This is a genomic window from Actinokineospora bangkokensis, from assembly GCF_001940455.1.
GTDB lineage: Bacteria > Actinomycetota > Actinomycetes > Mycobacteriales > Pseudonocardiaceae > Actinokineospora > Actinokineospora bangkokensis.
Map to the genome: position 1 here is coordinate 1 of NZ_MKQR01000001.1, position 16,343 is coordinate 16,343.

The window sequence follows — 16,343 nt, forward strand, 5'->3', positions numbered from 1 at the left end:
GTGTCCGAGCACCAGGTGAACCTGGGCGTGGTCTGGGAGCAGGTCGTCCGGGAGCTCTCGGCCGGGACCCTGTCGCCCTCGCAGCGCGCGTGGATGCGGATGACGCGCCCGATCGGCCTGCTCGACGGCACCGCGCTGCTGTCCGCGCCCAGCGACTTCGCCAAGGAGGCGATCGAGCGCGCGCTGCGCGAGCCGATCACCGCCGCGCTGTCGCGCAGGCTGGGCCGGGTGGTGTCGCTGGCGGTGAAGGTCGACGTCGCGCCGAGCGCCGCGGCCCGCGGCCCGGTGGCCGCCCAGACCGCGGTCATCCCGCCGATCGCCCCGCCCGCGCCGCCGGTGCCGGTGGTGCCGACCACCCTGGGCATCGACTCCGACACCGTGACCATCCCGGCCGCCGACGTCGCCGCCGCTGAGGCCACCCCGTACGAGCAGGCGCCCTACGGCGCCGAGGGCTACGAGCCCGCGGCCTACGAGCCGCCCGCCCGCGAGTTCACCGCGCCCGAGCAGCCGCAGGCGCAGGCCGGTGAGGGCGACGACGACTCCGAGGAGGTGGACGAGGAGGGCGACGCGCTCGCCACCGTCCACGAGATCTGGCCGACCTTCACCGGCCAGCCCCCCGACAGCGGGCAGCCCTACACCGCCCCCGCCCAGCCGCAGACGTCGAAGACCCGGCTGAACGAGAAGTACAACTTCGACACCTTCGTCATCGGCGCGTCGAACCGGTTCGCCCACGCCGCGTCGGTCGCGGTGGCCGAGGCTCCGGCCAGGGCGTACAACCCGCTGTTCATCTGGGGCGAGTCGGGCCTGGGCAAGACCCACCTGCTGCACGCGGTCGGGCACTACGCCCAGCGGCTGTTCCCCGGGATGCGGGTGCGGTACGTCTCGACCGAGGAGTTCACCAACGACTTCATCAACTCGCTGCGCGACGACCGCAAGGTGGCCTTCCAGCGCCGCTACCGCGACATCGACGTGCTGCTGGTCGACGACATCCAGTTCCTGGAGGGCAAGGAAGGCACCCAGGAGGAGTTCTTCCACACCTTCAACACCCTGCACAACGCCAACAAGCAGATCGTGGTGTCCTCCGACCGGCCGCCCAAGCGGCTGGAGACGCTGGAGGACCGGCTGCGCACCCGGTTCGAGTGGGGCCTGATCACCGACATCCAGCCGCCGGAGCTGGAGACGCGCATCGCCATCCTGCGCAAGAAGGCCGCCCAGGACCGGCTGGCCGCGCCCGCCGAGGTGCTGGAGTTCATCGCCGCCCGGGTCGAGGCCAACATCCGCGAGCTCGAGGGCGCGCTGATCCGGGTGACCGCGTTCGCCTCGCTCAACCGGCAGCCGGTGGACGTGCCGCTGGCCGAGATCGTGCTGCGCGACCTGATGCCGGACTCGCAGGCGCCGGAGATCAGCGTCTCGACGATCATGGGCGTGACCGCGGAGTACTTCGGCGTGGCCATCGACGACCTGTGCGGGCCGGGCAAGACCAAGGCGCTGGCGCAGGCCCGGCAGATCTCGATGTACCTGTGCCGGGAGCTGACCGACCTGTCGCTGCCCAAGATCGGCCAGACCTTCGGCGGCCGCGACCACACCACGGTCATGCACGCGGACAAGAAGATCCGCAAGGAGATGGCCGAGCGCAGGCGGGTCTACGACCAGGTCCAGGAGCTGACCTCCCGGATCAAGCAGCGCGCCCGCGGCTGAGCCGCCACCCCCACCCCGGACAGGCACCATCCCCGCCAGGCACCACCCCGGACGACCGCGTCCTCCCGGCCTGAGCCGACCCGGTTGACGCCCAGCCCCCGCCCCCCACGGGCGGGGGCTGTTCTTATTGCGCCGGTGGAGCGGCCCGCACAGCCGCAATAAGGCCCGGCGTCGCGCCCGGCCGCGGGGGCCGGCAGGCTGCTCCCCGGTGCGACCACCCCGGCGGCCGCCGCACCGGCCGAACTTTTCTGCCACCGGGGGCGGAGCCCGCACCTCCCCGCAAAACCCCCGCGCCGCCCGGCGCCGCCGCGCCCTCGGCACCCGCGCCCCCGGCCGACCGCGCGGGCGGGACTTTTCTGCGGCTGGGGGCAGCGCCTCCCCAACCGGGAAAAAGTCGCTGGAGCCGGATCGCGGGCGGGCGACCACACCGCCGCGACGACCGATGAGCGGATGGGCACGCCGGCCACCGCGCCGGGCTCCGCGCAATAAAGACAGCCACCGCGCGGCGCACCGCCTTATTGGGGGTGGGGAGCGGGGCGTCCACACCCCGAAAAGTCGGCCGGAGGTGAACGGCGGGCGTCCGGTGACACCGCGCGGCGAGGTCCGGGGCCGCCGCCGGGCGCTCGAACCGGCTCGCCGGGGGGTCGGCGACGCGTCCTCCACCGCCCCGAAAACCCTTGCCACACCGGGAAAACCGGCACCGGTGAGTGGTCTCGGTCACCGGTACGGGGGACTTCAGCTGTGGATGGCTGTGGACAACCCTGTGGGTCGTTCGCGGGCAACCTGTGCGCTACTCGGCGCACATCTGGGGATGGAAATGTGGACAACTCGCGCCGTCTGTGGACAGTTCGAGCCTGTGGACAACTCATCCACCGAAGGCCCGAGTTGTCCACGGGTTGTCCCCAGGGGTTCTCCACAGCCCCGCACCGGTCCTGACCTGCTGGGACAACGGCTGTCCACAGTATCCACAGGACCTACTACTGCTACTGGCTTTTGATCTCTTGAAGAGAAGAAAAAGACAGAAATAGGGGAGCTGTGGATCTGGGGACAGCTCGGCCGGGGCGGGTGGTCGGGGCACCGGGCCGGGGCGGCCGCGACCACCCGCCCGAATCGACGCGGCCCGGGAGCACGCTCTACGGTTGGGGCTCCACAGCGTGGACAGCCCGAGGCCCCGGCCTGCACCGCACGGCGCGCTCGCCGGGCCCCGGGCCAGGCTGGGGCTGGCACCCGACTCCGACGCGGACCGACCCGACCGCACCCGACCCCCGACGCGGGGACCCGTGCCCGGGACCGGTCGTGCGCGCGGCGCCGGTCGCCCGCCCCGACCTCGGGGACCGCGCCGTGGTCCCGGCCCGCCGTGCACGAACCGTGCCGCGAAAGGACTCGCATGAAGATCCGCGTCGAGCGCGACGGCCTGGCCGACGCCGTCGCCTGGGTCGCCCGCAGCCTCCCGTCCCGGCCCCCGGTCCCCGTCCTCGGCGGTGTGCTGCTGGACGCCGGGTCGGCCGACGGCGCGGACGGGCTGACCGTCTCCGGCTTCGACTACGAGGTGTCGGCCACGGTCGGCGTGCCCGCCACGGTGGCCGACGGCGGCCGGACCCTGGTCTCGGGCAGGCTGCTGGCCGACATCACCAAGTCCCTGCCCGCGCAGCCGGTGGAGATCTCCGTCGACGGCGCCAGGGTGGCCATCTCCTGCGGCAGCGCGCGGTTCTCGCTGCCGACGATGCCGGTGGACGACTACCCGCAGCTGCCCGCGATGCCCCAGCACGCAGGCGAGCTCGCCGGTGAGGTGTTCGGCCAGGCGGTCAGCCAGGTCGCGGTCGCGGCGGGCAAGGACGACACGCTGCCGATGCTGACCGGGGTGCGGGTGGAGATCACCGGGGACAAGCTGACCCTGGTCGCCACCGACCGCTTCCGGCTGGCGATGCGCGAGTTCGACTGGAAGCCCTCCGGCGACGTCGAGGACGCCGCGGTGCTGGTGCCCGCGCGCACGCTGGCCGACGCGGCGAAGGCGCTGGGCAGCGCCGGGCGCACGGTGGAGCTGGCGCTCTCGCCCACCGACGGCCTGCTGGGCCTGTCCGGCTCCGGCCGCCGCACCACCAGCCGCCTGCTCGACGCGGAGTTCCCGCGCTACCGCCAGCTGCTGCCGAGCGAGCAGACCTCCAGCGCGGTGATCGCGGTCTCGGCCCTGGTCGAGGCGATCAAGCGCGTGTCACTGGTCGCGGAGCGGGGTACCCAGGTGCGGCTGGAGTTCGCCGACGGCGTGCTCCGCCTGTCCGCGGGCGGCGAGGACGAGGGGAGCGCGGAGGAGGAGCTGCCGGTCGAGTTCACCGGCGAGCCGGTGACCATCGCGTTCAACCCCGGCTACCTGCAGGACGGCCTGGCCGCGCTGCACTCCGACCGCGCCGAGCTGTCGTTCACGACCCCGAACCGGCCCGCGCTGGTCAAGCCGGTCGGCGCGGAGGGCGAGGTCACCCCCGGCTACCTCTACCTGCTGATGCCGGTGCGGCTGCCGGGCTGACCCCCGGCAGGCACCCGATCGAGAGGAATGTGATCGTGCAGCTCGGACTCGTCGGCCTGGGCAAGATGGGCTTCAACATGCGCGAGCGCCTGCGCGCCGCGGGGCACGACGTGGTCGGCTACGACCGCAACCCCGAGGTCAGCGACTCGGAGTCGCTGGCCGACCTGGTCGGCAAGCTGGCCGCGCCGCGCGTGGTGTGGGTGATGGTGCCCTCGGGGCAGCCGACCCGCGACACCGTGGCCGAGCTGGGCGAGCTGCTCAGCGAGGGCGACCTGGTCATCGACGGCGGGAACTCCCGCTACACCGACGACAAGGGCAACGCTGAGGTGCTGGCCAAGCAGGGCGTCGGCTACCTGGACTGCGGGGTGTCCGGTGGCGTGTGGGGCAAGGAGAACGGCTACGGCCTGATGGTCGGCGGCGAGCGCGAGCAGGTCGACCGCGCGATGCCGATCTTCGACGCGCTGCGCCCGGAGGGCCCGCGCGAGGAGGGCTTCGCGCACGCGGGCAAGGTCGGCGCGGGCCACTACGCGAAGATGGTGCACAACGGCATCGAGTACGGCCTGATGCAGGCCTACGCCGAGGGCTACGAGCTGCTCGAGGCCGCCGACGAGGTCACCGACGTCGCCGCCACCTTCAAGGCGTGGACCCGCGGCACCGTCGTCCGCTCCTGGCTGCTGGACCTGCTGGTCAAGGCGCTGGAGGAGGACAAGGGGCTGACCGGGATCTCCGGGTACGTCGAGGACTCCGGCGAGGGCCGGTGGACCGTCGAGGAGGCCATCGCGCACGGCGTGCCCGCCCCGGTGATCTCCGCCGCGCTGTTCGCCCGGTTCGCCTCCCGGCAGGAGGACTCGCCCGCGATGAAGGCCGTGGCCGCGCTGCGCAACCAGTTCGGCGGGCACGCGGTGCACAAGGCGGGACCGAGCTCCGGCCACGGCACCACCGCCTAGTGCGCGTGCGGCACCTCCAGGTCGTCGACTTCCGCTCCTGGGAGCAGGCCGACCTGGAGCTGGAGCCGGGGCCGAGCGTGCTGGTCGGGCGCAACGGGCAGGGCAAGACGAACCTGGTGGAGGCCATCGGGTACGTCGCGACGCTGGGGTCGCACCGGGTGGCGCAGGACGCGCCCCTGGTGCGGCACGGCGCGACCAGGGCGATCATCCGGACCGCGGTGGTCAACGACGGCCGCGAGCTGACCGTCGAGCTGGAGATCACCCCCGGCCGGGCGAACCGGGCGCGGGTCAACCGCGGCCCGGTGCCGCGCCCGCGCGACGTGCTCGGCATCCTGCGCACGGTGCTGTTCGCGCCGGAGGACCTGGCGCTCGTGCGCGGCGACCCCGGGGAGCGGCGCCGGTTCCTCGACGACCTGCTGGTGCTGCGCGCGCCCCGGTACGCCGGGGTGCGCAGCGACTACGAGCGGGTGCTCAAGCAGCGCAACGCCCTGCTCAAGAGCGCGGCGGCGAACCGGCGGGCCCGGCGCAGCGACCCGGACGCGCTGGCCACGCTCGACGTGTGGGACGGGCACCTGGCCGCGCACGGCGCCGCGCTGCTGGCCGCGCGCCTGGACCTGGTGGCCGACCTGCAGGAGCGGGTGGCCGACGCCTACGCCGGGGTGGCGCCGGAGTCCCGCCCGGCGCAGGTGGGGTACCGCTCGAAGATCGAGGACGCGCTCCCGCCGGGGTACGGCAAGACTGGTGGCGAGCGCGCGGACCAGGAGGTCTGCGCCGACGCGCTGCTGGCCGAGATGGCCGCCCGCCGCGACAACGAGCTGGAGCGCGGGGTGAGCCTGGTCGGCCCGCACCGCGACGAGCTGGACCTGGTGCTCGGCGAGGCCCCGGCCAAGGGCTACGCCAGCCACGGCGAGTCGTGGTCGTTCGCGCTGGCGCTGCGGCTGGCCTCCTACGAGCTGCTGCGCGCCGACGGCGCCGAGCCGGTGCTGGTGCTCGACGACGTGTTCGCCGAGCTGGACCGGCGCAGGCGGCAGCGGCTGGCCGAGGTGGCCGCGGCGGCCGAGCAGGTGCTGGTGACCGCGGCGGTGGCCGAGGACGTGCCGGGCGAGCTGGCCGGTGCGCGCTACGAGGTGGCGGAGGGGCGGGTGCGGCGTGCCTGACGACCTGTTCGGCGGGGAGCTGGTGCCCGAACCCCGCCCGTCACGCACCGTGAGCAAGCCCGGTGTGCGCCGTCGCACATCTGGGGATAAACCTGTGGATACTGTGGATAACACGGGCCGCAGGGGGCCGTCCGGCGCAGCGGCGGAGCCGTTCGACGCCGATCGATCCACAGGTACCGGTGGACAACCCCGGATTTCATCCACAGGGTCGGGTGACGCGCACCCCGGTCCGGTTGCGGAGGGTGATCGGGGCGGTGGCCCCGGCGCGGACCAGGACGCGGGCGCGCAGCCCCCCAAGGGTGCTGATCTTGCCAGAGCCGCCCTGGCGGCCGCGCGGCAGGCCGCCAAGGCCAAGCCCCGGCGCAAGCAGGTTCCACGTGGAACCGCGGTCGGCGGCTCGCGGGCCCGGCGGCGCTGGTCCGGTCCGGGCGCCGACGACCGGGACCCGCAGCCCCTGGGCAGGCTGGCCTCCCGGGTCGCCGCCGACCGCGGCTGGCACGAGAACCTGGTGGGCGGCAAGGTGTTCGACCGGTGGGCGGCGCTGGTCGGCGCCGAGGTGGCCGAGCACGCCAAGCCGGTGAAGCTCGACGACGGCGAGCTGACCGTGCAGGCCGAGTCGACCGCGTGGGCCACGCAGCTGCGGCTGCTCCAGCGCAAGCTGCTCGCCCAGATCGCCGCCGGGGTGGGCCGCGACGTGGTCACCAGGCTCAAGGTGCTGGGCCCCTCGGCGCCGAGTTGGCGGTTCGGCCCCCGGCACGTCGCCGGTCGCGGACCGCGGGACACCTACGGCTGAGCCTGGCGCCCCGAACCGCCCGGTCGGGCGGCAGGACCCGCGCCCGTTCCGCCCGATCGCTCTGTGAGCAATCCAGGGGTGTCCTTGGCCCCCTCCTGCGCGAGCGCCCCGGTAGTATGTGGGGTAGAGATGTGACGGCCCCGGCGGACCTGGGGAGCGCGTGGGCGTCGCAGTCGATCCGACGCACGAGGAGACACCGGGCAACGTGGCAGCTGAGCAGGAGAAGTCGTACGGCGCCGGTTCCATCGGGGTGCTCAAGGGGCTTGAGGCGGTCCGGCTCCGCCCCGGCATGTACATCGGCTCCACCGGCGAGCGCGGTCTGCACCACCTCATCTGGGAGGTCGTGGACAACTCCGTCGACGAGGCGATGGCAGGCCACGCGACCAGGGTGGAGGTCACCCTGCTCGCCGACGGCGGCGTGCGGGTCGACGACGACGGCCGGGGCATCCCGGTCGACGAGCACCCCGAGGAGAAGCGGTCCGCGCTGGAGGTCGTCATGACCGTCCTGCACGCGGGCGGCAAGTTCGACTCCGACAGCTACGCCGTCTCCGGCGGCCTGCACGGCGTCGGCATCTCCGTGGTGAACGCGCTGTCGACGAAGCTCTCGGTCGTGGTCAAGCGCGACGGGTACGCCTGGCGCCAGCAGTACCGCGACTCCGAGCCGGTGGCCCCGGTCGAGCGCGGCGAGGAGACCACCGAGACCGGCACCTCGATCACCTTCTGGGCCGACGGCACCATCTTCGAGACCACCCAGTACTCCGCCGAGACCGTGGCCAGGCGCCTGCAGGAGATGGCCTTCCTCAACAAGGGCCTGACCATCGTGCTGCGCGACGAGCGGGTCTCCGACGAGGAGGCGGCCGAGGACGCCGACGGCGTGGCCGCCAGGGTCAAGGAGCGCACCTACCACTACCCGGGCGGGCTCGAGGACTTCGTCAAGCACATCAACCACTCGCGCGAGGCGGTGCACGCCTCGGTGATCGCCTTCGAGGCCGAGGACAAGTCCCGCGGCGTGCAGGTCGAGGTCGCGATGCAGTGGAACACCGGGTACAGCGAGTCGGTGTACACCTTCGCCAACACGATCAACACCCCCGAGGGCGGCACGCACGAGGAGGGCTTCCGCGCCGCGCTGACCCGGGTGGTCAACGTGTTCGCGCGGGAGAAGAAGCTGCTCAAGGACAAGGACGCCAACCTCAGCGGCGACGACGTGCGCGAGGGCCTCGCCGCGATCGTGTCGATCAAGCTGGCGGAGCCGCAGTTCGAGGGCCAGACCAAGCAGAAGCTGGGCAACACCGAGGCCAAGACGTTCGTGCAGCAGACCTGCAACGAGTGGCTGGCCGACTGGTTCGAGCGCAACCCGGCCGACGCCAAGACCATCGTCACCAAGGCGGTGTCCTCGGCGCAGGCCCGCATCGCCGCGCGCAAGGCCCGCGAGCTGGTGCGCCGCAAGGGCGCGCTGGACATCGGCGGCCTGCCCGGCAAGCTCAAGGACTGCCGCTCGACCAACCCGGAGGAGTGCGAGCTCTACATCGTCGAGGGCGACTCGGCGGGCGGGTCGGCCAAGGAGGGGCGGGAGTCGCGCTACCAGGCGATCCTGCCGATCCGCGGCAAGATCATCAACGTCGAGAAGGCGCGGCTGGACCGGGTGCTCAAGAACACCGAGGTGCAGTCGCTGATCACCGCCCTGGGCACCGGGATCCAGGAGGACTTCGACGTCTCCAAGCTGCGCTACCACAAGATCGTGCTGATGGCCGACGCCGACGTCGACGGCAAGCACATCACCACGCTGCTGCTGACGCTGCTGTTCCGGTTCATGCGCGGGCTCATCGACCACCGGCACGTGTACCTGGCGCAGCCGCCGCTGTACAAGATCAAGTGGCAGCGCGCGGAGCCGGAGTACGCCTACTCCGACCGCGAGCGCGACGGGATGCTGCAGACCGGCCTGGCGGCGGGCAAGAAGATCAACAAGGAAGACGGCATCCAGCGCTACAAGGGCCTCGGCGAGATGAACGCCGAGGAGCTCTGGGAGACCACCATGGACCCGGCCAACCGGCTGCTGCGCCAGGTCACCCTGGAGGACGCCGTGCAGGCCGAGATGCTGTTCACCACCCTGATGGGCGAGGACGTCGAAGCGCGCCGCTCGTTCATCACCCGCAACGCCAAGGACGTGCGGTTCCTCGACGTCTAGCCCGGCGCGGGCCCGGCGCCGAGCGCGCTGCCGGGCCCCGCCGCGCCGGACGCGGCACCCAGCACGCCCCCGAGATCAGAGCACCCCGAAGGGACCACCGGTCGTGACCGAGACCCTGCCGCCGCCTGGCGACCGCATCGAGCCAGTCGACATCCAGCAGGAGATGCAGAGCTCCTACATCGATTACGCGATGAGCGTCATCGTGAGCCGGGCGCTGCCCGACGTGCGCGACGGCCTCAAGCCGGTCCACCGGCGCGTGCTGTACTCGATGTACGACACGGGCCTGCGCCCCGAGCGCAGCTACGTGAAGTGCTCGCGCGTCGTCGGCGACGTCATGGGCAACTACCACCCGCACGGCGACAGCTCGATCTACGACACCCTGGTCCGGCTCGCCCAGCCGTGGTCGATGCGGTACCCGCTGGTCGACGGGCAGGGCAACTTCGGCTCGCCGGGCAACGACCCGGCCGCGGCCATGCGGTACTGCGTCACCGCGGGCACCCGGGTGAAGCTGGCCGACGGGTCCACCCCGCGCATCGGCGACCTGGTGCCCGGCGCCGCGCCGAACTCCGACAACGAGGTCGACCTCAAGGTCCTCGACCGCAACGGCGACCCGGTGCGCGCCGACGCGCTGTTCCACTCCGGCGAGCACCCGGTGCTGCGGCTGCGCACCGCCGACGGCTTCGAGCTGACCGGCACCCGCAACCACCCGGTGCTGGCCCTGGTCGACGTCGGCGGCGTGCCGACCCTGCTGTGGAAGCTGCTGGAGGAGGTCGCCCCGGGTGACCGGGTGGCCGTGCAGCGGGTCCCGGTCGACGACGTCGACGCGCCCACCGCCCGCGAGCAGGCGGGCGCGCTCGGCGCCGCCGCCCGGTTCATCACCGAGCCGACCGCCGACGCCCGGGTGCCGGAGAACGTCTGGCAGGGCGGTCCGGTCCTCAAGCGGGTGTTCCTGCGCGTGCTGCTCACGGCGGGCGCGAGCGTTTCCACCGACGACGGCACCATCCGCCTCACCTACTCCGCGCCCTCCCCGGGCTGGGTGGCCGACGTGCAGCAGCTGCTGCTGGAGTTCGGCGTGCTCGCCCGGCAGGCAGGCGTCGAGGGCGTGCCCTCGCTGGTGGTCGTCGGGCACGCCGACGTCAGCCGGTTCGCCGCCCGCGTGGGGCTGCGCTCGGTCGCCCACGACGACCTGCTGCACGCGCTGGCGGGGGCGCCGGTCGAGGAGCACGACCCGCTGGCCGGGATCACCGACCCCGAGGTGCGCGCGGCCGCCGAGCCGCTGGCCGACGGCCGGTTCCACTACGCCGAGGTCACCGCCGTCGACGACGCGGGCGTCGCACCGGTGTTCAGCCTGCGGGTCGACACCGAGGACCACGCCTACGTCACCGACGGGTTCGTCTCGCACAACACCGAGGCCCGGCTGATGCCGCTGGCCATGGACATGCTGCGCGACATCGGCGAGGAGACCGTCGACTTCGCCCCGAACTACGACGGCAAGACCGAGGAACCCCTGGTCCTGCCCTCGCGCATCCCCAACCTGCTGGTCAACGGCGGGTCCGGGATCGCGGTCGGGATGGCCACGAACATCCCGCCGCACAACCTGCGCGAGGTCGCCGAGGGCGTGTTCTGGGCGCTGGACAACCCGGACGCGGGCGAGGACGAGACCCTCGCGGCGATGATGACCCGGATCAAGGGCCCGGACTTCCCGACCCACGGCATGATCCTGGGCACCGCGGGCATCGAGGACGCCTACCGCACCGGCCGCGGCTCGGTGCGCATGCGCGCGGTGGTCGAGGTCGAGGAGGACGCCAAGGGGCGCACCACCCTGGTCGTCACCGAGCTGCCCTACCAGGTGAACCCGGACAACCTCATCGAGGGCATCGCCCAGCTGGTCCGCGACGGCAAGCTCACCGGCATCTCCGAGATCGCCGACGAGTCCAACAAGCGCTCCGGCATGCGCATCGTGATCACGCTCAAGCGCGACGCGGTGGCCAAGGTCGTGCTGAACAACCTCTACAAGCACACCCAGCTCCAGCACAACTTCGGCGTGAACATGCTGGCCCTGGTCGACCAGGTGCCGCGCACGCTGCGCCTGGACCAGATCATCCGGCACTACGTCAAGCACCAGCTGGAGGTCATCCTCCGGCGCACGAAGTACCGCCTGCGCAAGGCCCAGGAGCGCGCGCACATCCTGCGCGGCTACGCCAAGGCCCTCGACCAGCTCGACGAGGTCATCGCGCTGATCCGCCGCTCGCCCTCGGCCGACGAGGCGCGCACCGGGCTGATGGCGCTGCTGGAGGTCGACGAGGTCCAGGCCACCGCCATCCTGGAGCTGCAGCTGCGCAGGCTGGCCGCCCTGGAGCGGCAGCGGATCATCGACGAGCTGGCCGAGATCGAGCGGGTCATCGCCGACCTGCAGGCCATCATCGACAGCGAGCAGCGGCAGCGGGCGATCATCCGCGAGGAGCTGCAGGAGATCGTCGACAAGCACGGCGACGACCGGCGCACCCGGATCCTGCCCTTCGACGGCGAGGTCTCGGTCGAGGACCTCATCGCGGTGGAGGACGTGGTCGTCACGATCACCCGCACCGGCTACGCCAAGCGCACCAAGACCGACCTGTACCGGGCGCAGAAGCGCGGCGGCAAGGGCGTGCAGGGCGCGGCGCTCAAGCAGGACGACATCGTGGCGCACTTCTTCGTGTGCTCCACCCACGATTGGATGCTCTTCTTCACCAACAAGGGCCGGGTCTACCGCACCAAGGCCTACGAGCTGCCGGAGGCCAGCCGCACCGCGCGCGGCCAGCACGTGGCGAACCTGCTGGCGTTCCAGCCGGACGAGGAGATCGCCCAGGTCATCCAGATCAAGGACTACCAGGCCGCGCCGTACCTGGTGCTGGCCACCCGCGACGGGCTGGTGAAGAAGTCCCGGCTGGCCGACTTCGACTCCAACCGCGCGGGCGGGCTCATCGGCATCAACCTGCGCGAGGACGACGAGCTGGTCGGCGCGGTGCTCTGCTCCGCCGAGGACGACCTGCTGATGATCTCCGCGGGCGGCCAGTCGATCCGGTTCCGGGCCAGCGACGAGGCGCTGCGGCCGATGGGCCGGGCCACCTCCGGCGTGCAGGGCATGCGGTTCAACGCCGGGGACGAGCTGCTGGCGCTGGGCGTGGTGCGCGAGGGCACGTTCGTGCTCGTGGCCACCGACGGCGGGTACGCCAAGCGCACCCCGATCGAGGACTACTCGGTGCAGGGCCGCGGCGGCAAGGGCGTGCTCACCATCCAGCACGACAGCAGGCGCGGTCGCCTGGTCGGGGCGGTCATCGTCGACCTGCAGGACGAGCTGTACGCGATCACCTCATCGGGGGGCGTGATCCGGACGACGGCGGCCGAGGTGCGCAAGGCGGGCAGGCAGACCAAGGGCGTCCGGTTGATGAACCTGGGCGAAGGGACCACCCTGGTGGCCATCGCCCGCAGCGCGGAGGAGACCCAGGCCGCCGCCGAGGTGGTCGACGCGGTCGCCGACGCGATCGAGGCGGGCGAGCCGGTGCCCGCCCCGGCCACCGACGCGGCGGGCGAGCCGATCGCCGCCGAGGCGGGCGGGGACGGCGCCGCCGAGCCCGGCGACCCGGCCGAGCAGTGACCCCGGGCCGCTGAGCCCGGCGGCCAGCAGGACCAGTACGACGAGTTCGACGCAGTCCAGGACCAGGCAGTGAGGGACACCCCGCTCGTGACACCACCCGAGAAGCCGGACAACGCCGAGGCCGGACCGGACCGCGCGTCGGTCGCCACCGACCACACCCCGGGCCAGCCCGCGGACACCCCGGCCGCGGGCGGGGACGCTGCGGCCGAGGGCGCGCCCGCCGCCCAGGCCAACGACCACACCCCGCCGCCGTGGTCGCGGGTCTCCGCCGACCCCGCCCCCGAGGCGCCGCCGGGCGAGGCGACCCAGACCCTGCCCCGGCCGCCCGCGGGCGGCTTCACCCCGAGCGCGGCCTACCGGCCCGACGACGAGGTGACGGTGAACGTGCCGCGCCCGGTCGTCACCGGCACCGCCGCGGGCAGGCTGTTCGGCACGGCGGCGCCGCAGACCGAGGAGGAGCGCACCGGCACCCCCGCGGGCGGCACCCCGCTCGGCGGCGCGGCGGGCGGCGCCCCGCCCAGCGCGCTGCGCCGCCCCGGCCGCGGCCCGCGCCGGGCCAACCTCCAGGTCAAGCGGTTCGACCCGTGGTCGGTGCTCAAGCTGTCGCTGGTGCTCGGCGTGGCGCTGTTCTTCGTCTGGCTGGTGGCGGTGGGCGCGCTGTACGCGGTGCTCGACGGCATGGGCGTCTGGGACAAGATCAACGGCCTGTCCAGCGAGCTGCTCAACGCCTCCGAGAGCGGGGGCGGCGGCGACCAGCTGATCAGCGCGGGCCGGGTGTTCGGCATCGCCGCGATCATCGGCGCGATCAACATCGTGCTGTTCAGCGCCCTGGCGACGGTCGGCGCGTTCGTCTACAACGTCTCCGCCGACCTCGCGGGCGGGCTCGAGGTGACGCTGGCCGAGCGCGAGTAGCCATACCGGTTTGGGGCGCTCGGAGGACGTGCTGTAGTCTTCTCCTCGTTCCGAACACGGGCCTATAGCTCAGGCGGTTAGAGCGCTTCGCTGATAACGAAGAGGTCGGAGGTTCAAGTCCTCCTAGGCCCACGGACGACGGGCGACCCTTGCTTGCGGAAAGCGCAAGCGGGGTCGTCCTTTGTCATTTCCGGGGGGCGACCCCCCGGACCCCCACGGTGCGGTGGGTGCCTTCGCGGGGAAGGTGGGGGTTGGGTGGGTGGGGGGACGGGGGAAGTGGGGGCGAATGGGGTGGGGGACGGGGAAGGGGGTGGGGGAGGGGAAGGGGGAGAGTGGGGGGTGGCAGGATGTGTAGTGCGCCACCTTGATGGGGGGTGCGTCGTGGAAGTGCCTGAAGGAGGCGTGGTCGTGAAGAAGCTCCTCGCGCTGGTTGCGGTTGCCGGCGGTGTGCTGTTCGTCGTTCGCAAGAAGAGCGCGGCGAAGGCGGAGGCCGACTTGTGGCGCGAGGCCACCGCGCCCGCCCCGGTGAACAACGGCGTGAAGAAGGCCTGACAACGCCTGCGTGACTCTTCTGGCCGCGACGGGGTACCGTGGCGGCCGCCAGGGGATGTAGCTCAATTGGCAGAGCACTGCCTTTGCAAGGCAGGGGTTAGGGGTTCGATTCCCCTCATCTCCACCAACCAGGGGTACCCGCCCGCGCGATAGGGGCGGTGTTCGGACCCCGCTGCTGGCTCCCGCGTGACGTGCTGGAGGTTCGGTGGGGCGGTCGGTTGCCGGGCGGGTGTCCGGGATGGGGCGGTCGGCCACCGTCTCCCTCTTCGACGTGGTGGGGCAGCTGCGCGCCGAGGGGCGGGTGGTCGTCGACGTCAGCGGGGGGCAACCCGACTTCGTGACCGGCGAGCACGTCGTGGACGCCGCCGTGGACGCGCTGCGCGCCGGGCACACCCACTACACCGCCAGCCGCGGCCTGGTCCGGCTGCGGGAGCTGATCGCGCAGAAGCACCAGCGGGACAACGGTTTCACCGTGTCCCCCGAGGACGTCATCGTCACGCCCTCGGCCAAGCACGCCCTCTACATCAGCCTGCTGACCCTGCTCGACCCCGGCGACGAGGTCGTGGTGCCGACGCCGAGCTGGGTGAGCTACCAGGCCATGGCGCACCTCGTCGGCGGTCGGGCGGTCGAGGCCGAGCTGCGCGCGGACGAGGGGTTCCGCATCACCCGCGACGTGCTGGAGTCCGCCACCACCGACCGGACGCGGGTCCTGCTGCTCAACACCCCCAACAACCCCACCGGGCGGGTGCTCGACGCCGAGGAGGCCGCCGTGGTGGCCGCGCACGCGGCCGAGCACGACCTGTGGGTGGTGGCCGACGAGATCTACGAGGCGATCCGGTTCGACGGCCGCGCGCACACCAGCGTCGCGGCGCTGCCCGGGTGCGCCGAGCGGACGCTGACGGTCAACGGGTTCTCCAAGAGCCACGCCATGACCGGGTGGCGGCTGGGCTGGGTGGCCGCGCCGCGCGAGGTGGCGGGGCACCTGCTCAAGGCCCAGGAGCACACCGTCAGCTGCGCGGCCTCGTTCGCCCAGCACGGCGGCATCGCGGCCCTGGAGGGGCCCGCCGGGCACGTGGCGGCGATGCGCGACTCCTACGACGAGCGGCGCCACCTGGTCGTCGACGGGCTGAACGCGCTGCCTGGGGTGCGCTGCGCGCTGCCGGAGGGGGCGTTCTACGCCTTCGCGGACATCACCGGCGCGGGGCGCGGCGGGTCGCTGGAGTTCGCGGGGTGGGCGCTGCGCGAGGCCGGGGTGGCGGTGACGCCGGGGACGGCGTTCGGCGCGGGCGGGGAGGGGCACGTGCGGGTGTCGTTCGCCGCCCGGCGGGAGCTGCTGGAGGCGGCGCTGGAGCGGTTGGCCGCGGCGCTGGGCTGAGGTTCCACGTGGAACCGGCGGCGGGCGGCGGTGGGGAAACCACCCGCCCGGGTGATGACCGGGTCACCCGGACGGGCGGCGTCCGACGAGCGGAGGAGACGGGAGCTGGCTCCCGGCCGTCGCCCCGCCGCACCGGGGGTGCGACTAGGCGGGGACGGTCTCCGGGGTGCTCGCCGTGCTGCGCGAGCGGGTGAACAGCTGGTCCACGGCCCAGGCGCCCGGCCCGGTGAACGCGATCAGCAGGAACGCCCAGCAGAACATGGCCGACGCCTCACCACCGTTGAGCATGGGCCAGAGGTCCTTCGGCGCGTGCACGACGAAGTAGGCGTAGGCCATCGAGCCGGACGCGATCAGCGCCGCCCAGCGCGTGCCGAGGCCCACCGCCACCAGCGCACCGCCGACGAGCTGGATCGCGGCCGCCCACCAGGACGGCCACTCGCCGACCGACGGCACGCCGCCGCCCTTGGGGCCGCCCAGCACGTTGAACAGCGTGGCGGCTCCGTGGCAGGCGAACAGCAGTCCGACGACGATCCGGAACAGTGCGAGCACGTGGGGCTTGATTCGGT

Annotated in this window: 11 protein-coding genes and 2 tRNA genes; 12 read left to right on the plus strand and 1 reads right to left on the minus strand. The window is 72.8% G+C overall.

The window, feature by feature from the left end; all coding sequences use genetic code 11:
* The 12 genes from dnaA to BJP25_RS00055 all read left to right on the plus strand — a co-directional run.
* A partial coding sequence (gene dnaA, locus BJP25_RS00005) for a chromosomal replication initiator protein DnaA (RefSeq protein ID WP_269844509.1) occupies positions 1-1,698 on the plus strand: 1,698 nt, incomplete at its 5' end.
* 1,387 nt (positions 1,699-3,085) lie between these two features.
* Positions 3,086-4,219, plus strand: a complete 1,134-nt coding sequence (gene dnaN, locus BJP25_RS00010) for a DNA polymerase III subunit beta (protein WP_075972655.1) — start codon at positions 3,086-3,088, stop codon at positions 4,217-4,219.
* A 32-nt stretch (positions 4,220-4,251) separates the two neighbouring features.
* Entirely contained in the window at positions 4,252-5,166 is a 915-nt protein-coding gene (gene gnd, locus BJP25_RS00015; protein WP_075972729.1) for a phosphogluconate dehydrogenase (NAD(+)-dependent, decarboxylating), read from the plus strand.
* Positions 5,166-6,323 carry a DNA replication/repair protein RecF gene (gene recF / locus BJP25_RS00020; RefSeq protein ID WP_075972656.1) on the plus strand — a complete coding sequence of 386 codons (1,158 nt, stop codon included), beginning with the start codon at positions 5,166-5,168 and terminating at the stop codon, positions 6,321-6,323. The genes gnd and recF overlap by 1 nt, the downstream gene beginning before the upstream one ends.
* A 103-nt stretch (positions 6,324-6,426) precedes the next feature.
* Positions 6,427-7,116: a DciA family protein gene (locus BJP25_RS00025; protein ID WP_084793561.1), complete on the plus strand. Its 690-nt coding sequence runs from the start codon at positions 6,427-6,429 to the stop codon at positions 7,114-7,116.
* Between the two features lie 205 nt (positions 7,117-7,321).
* Positions 7,322-9,301 carry a DNA topoisomerase (ATP-hydrolyzing) subunit B gene (gyrB, locus tag BJP25_RS00030; protein WP_075972657.1) on the plus strand — a complete coding sequence of 660 codons (1,980 nt, stop codon included), beginning with the start codon at positions 7,322-7,324 and terminating at the stop codon, positions 9,299-9,301.
* 103 nt (positions 9,302-9,404) lie between these two features.
* Positions 9,405-12,938: a DNA gyrase subunit A gene (gyrA, locus tag BJP25_RS00035; RefSeq protein ID WP_075972658.1), complete on the plus strand. Its 3,534-nt coding sequence runs from the start codon at positions 9,405-9,407 to the stop codon at positions 12,936-12,938.
* A gap of 69 nt (positions 12,939-13,007) precedes the next feature.
* Entirely contained in the window at positions 13,008-13,850 is an 843-nt protein-coding gene (locus tag BJP25_RS00040) for a DUF3566 domain-containing protein (protein WP_233157840.1), read from the plus strand.
* Positions 13,851-13,908: 58 nt separating this feature from the next.
* Positions 13,909-13,982, plus strand: a tRNA-Ile gene (locus tag BJP25_RS00045).
* A 276-nt stretch (positions 13,983-14,258) separates the two neighbouring features.
* The gene (locus BJP25_RS32940) at positions 14,259-14,402 is read left to right on the plus strand and encodes a DLW-39 family protein (protein ID WP_143218797.1); all 144 of its coding nucleotides are present in this window, start codon (positions 14,259-14,261) and stop codon (positions 14,400-14,402) included.
* Between the two features lie 51 nt (positions 14,403-14,453).
* Positions 14,454-14,529: transfer RNA gene (locus BJP25_RS00050), tRNA-Ala, on the plus strand.
* Between the two features lie 78 nt (positions 14,530-14,607).
* Positions 14,608-15,777: a pyridoxal phosphate-dependent aminotransferase gene (locus BJP25_RS00055; RefSeq protein WP_198943289.1), complete on the plus strand. Its 1,170-nt coding sequence runs from the start codon at positions 14,608-14,610 to the stop codon at positions 15,775-15,777.
* A 144-nt stretch (positions 15,778-15,921) separates the two neighbouring features.
* Here BJP25_RS00055 and BJP25_RS00060 read toward each other — a convergent pair whose 3' ends face one another.
* Entirely contained in the window at positions 15,922-16,326 is a 405-nt protein-coding gene (locus tag BJP25_RS00060) for a DoxX family protein (RefSeq protein ID WP_233157841.1), read from the minus strand.
* Positions 16,327-16,343 lie beyond the last annotated feature (17 nt).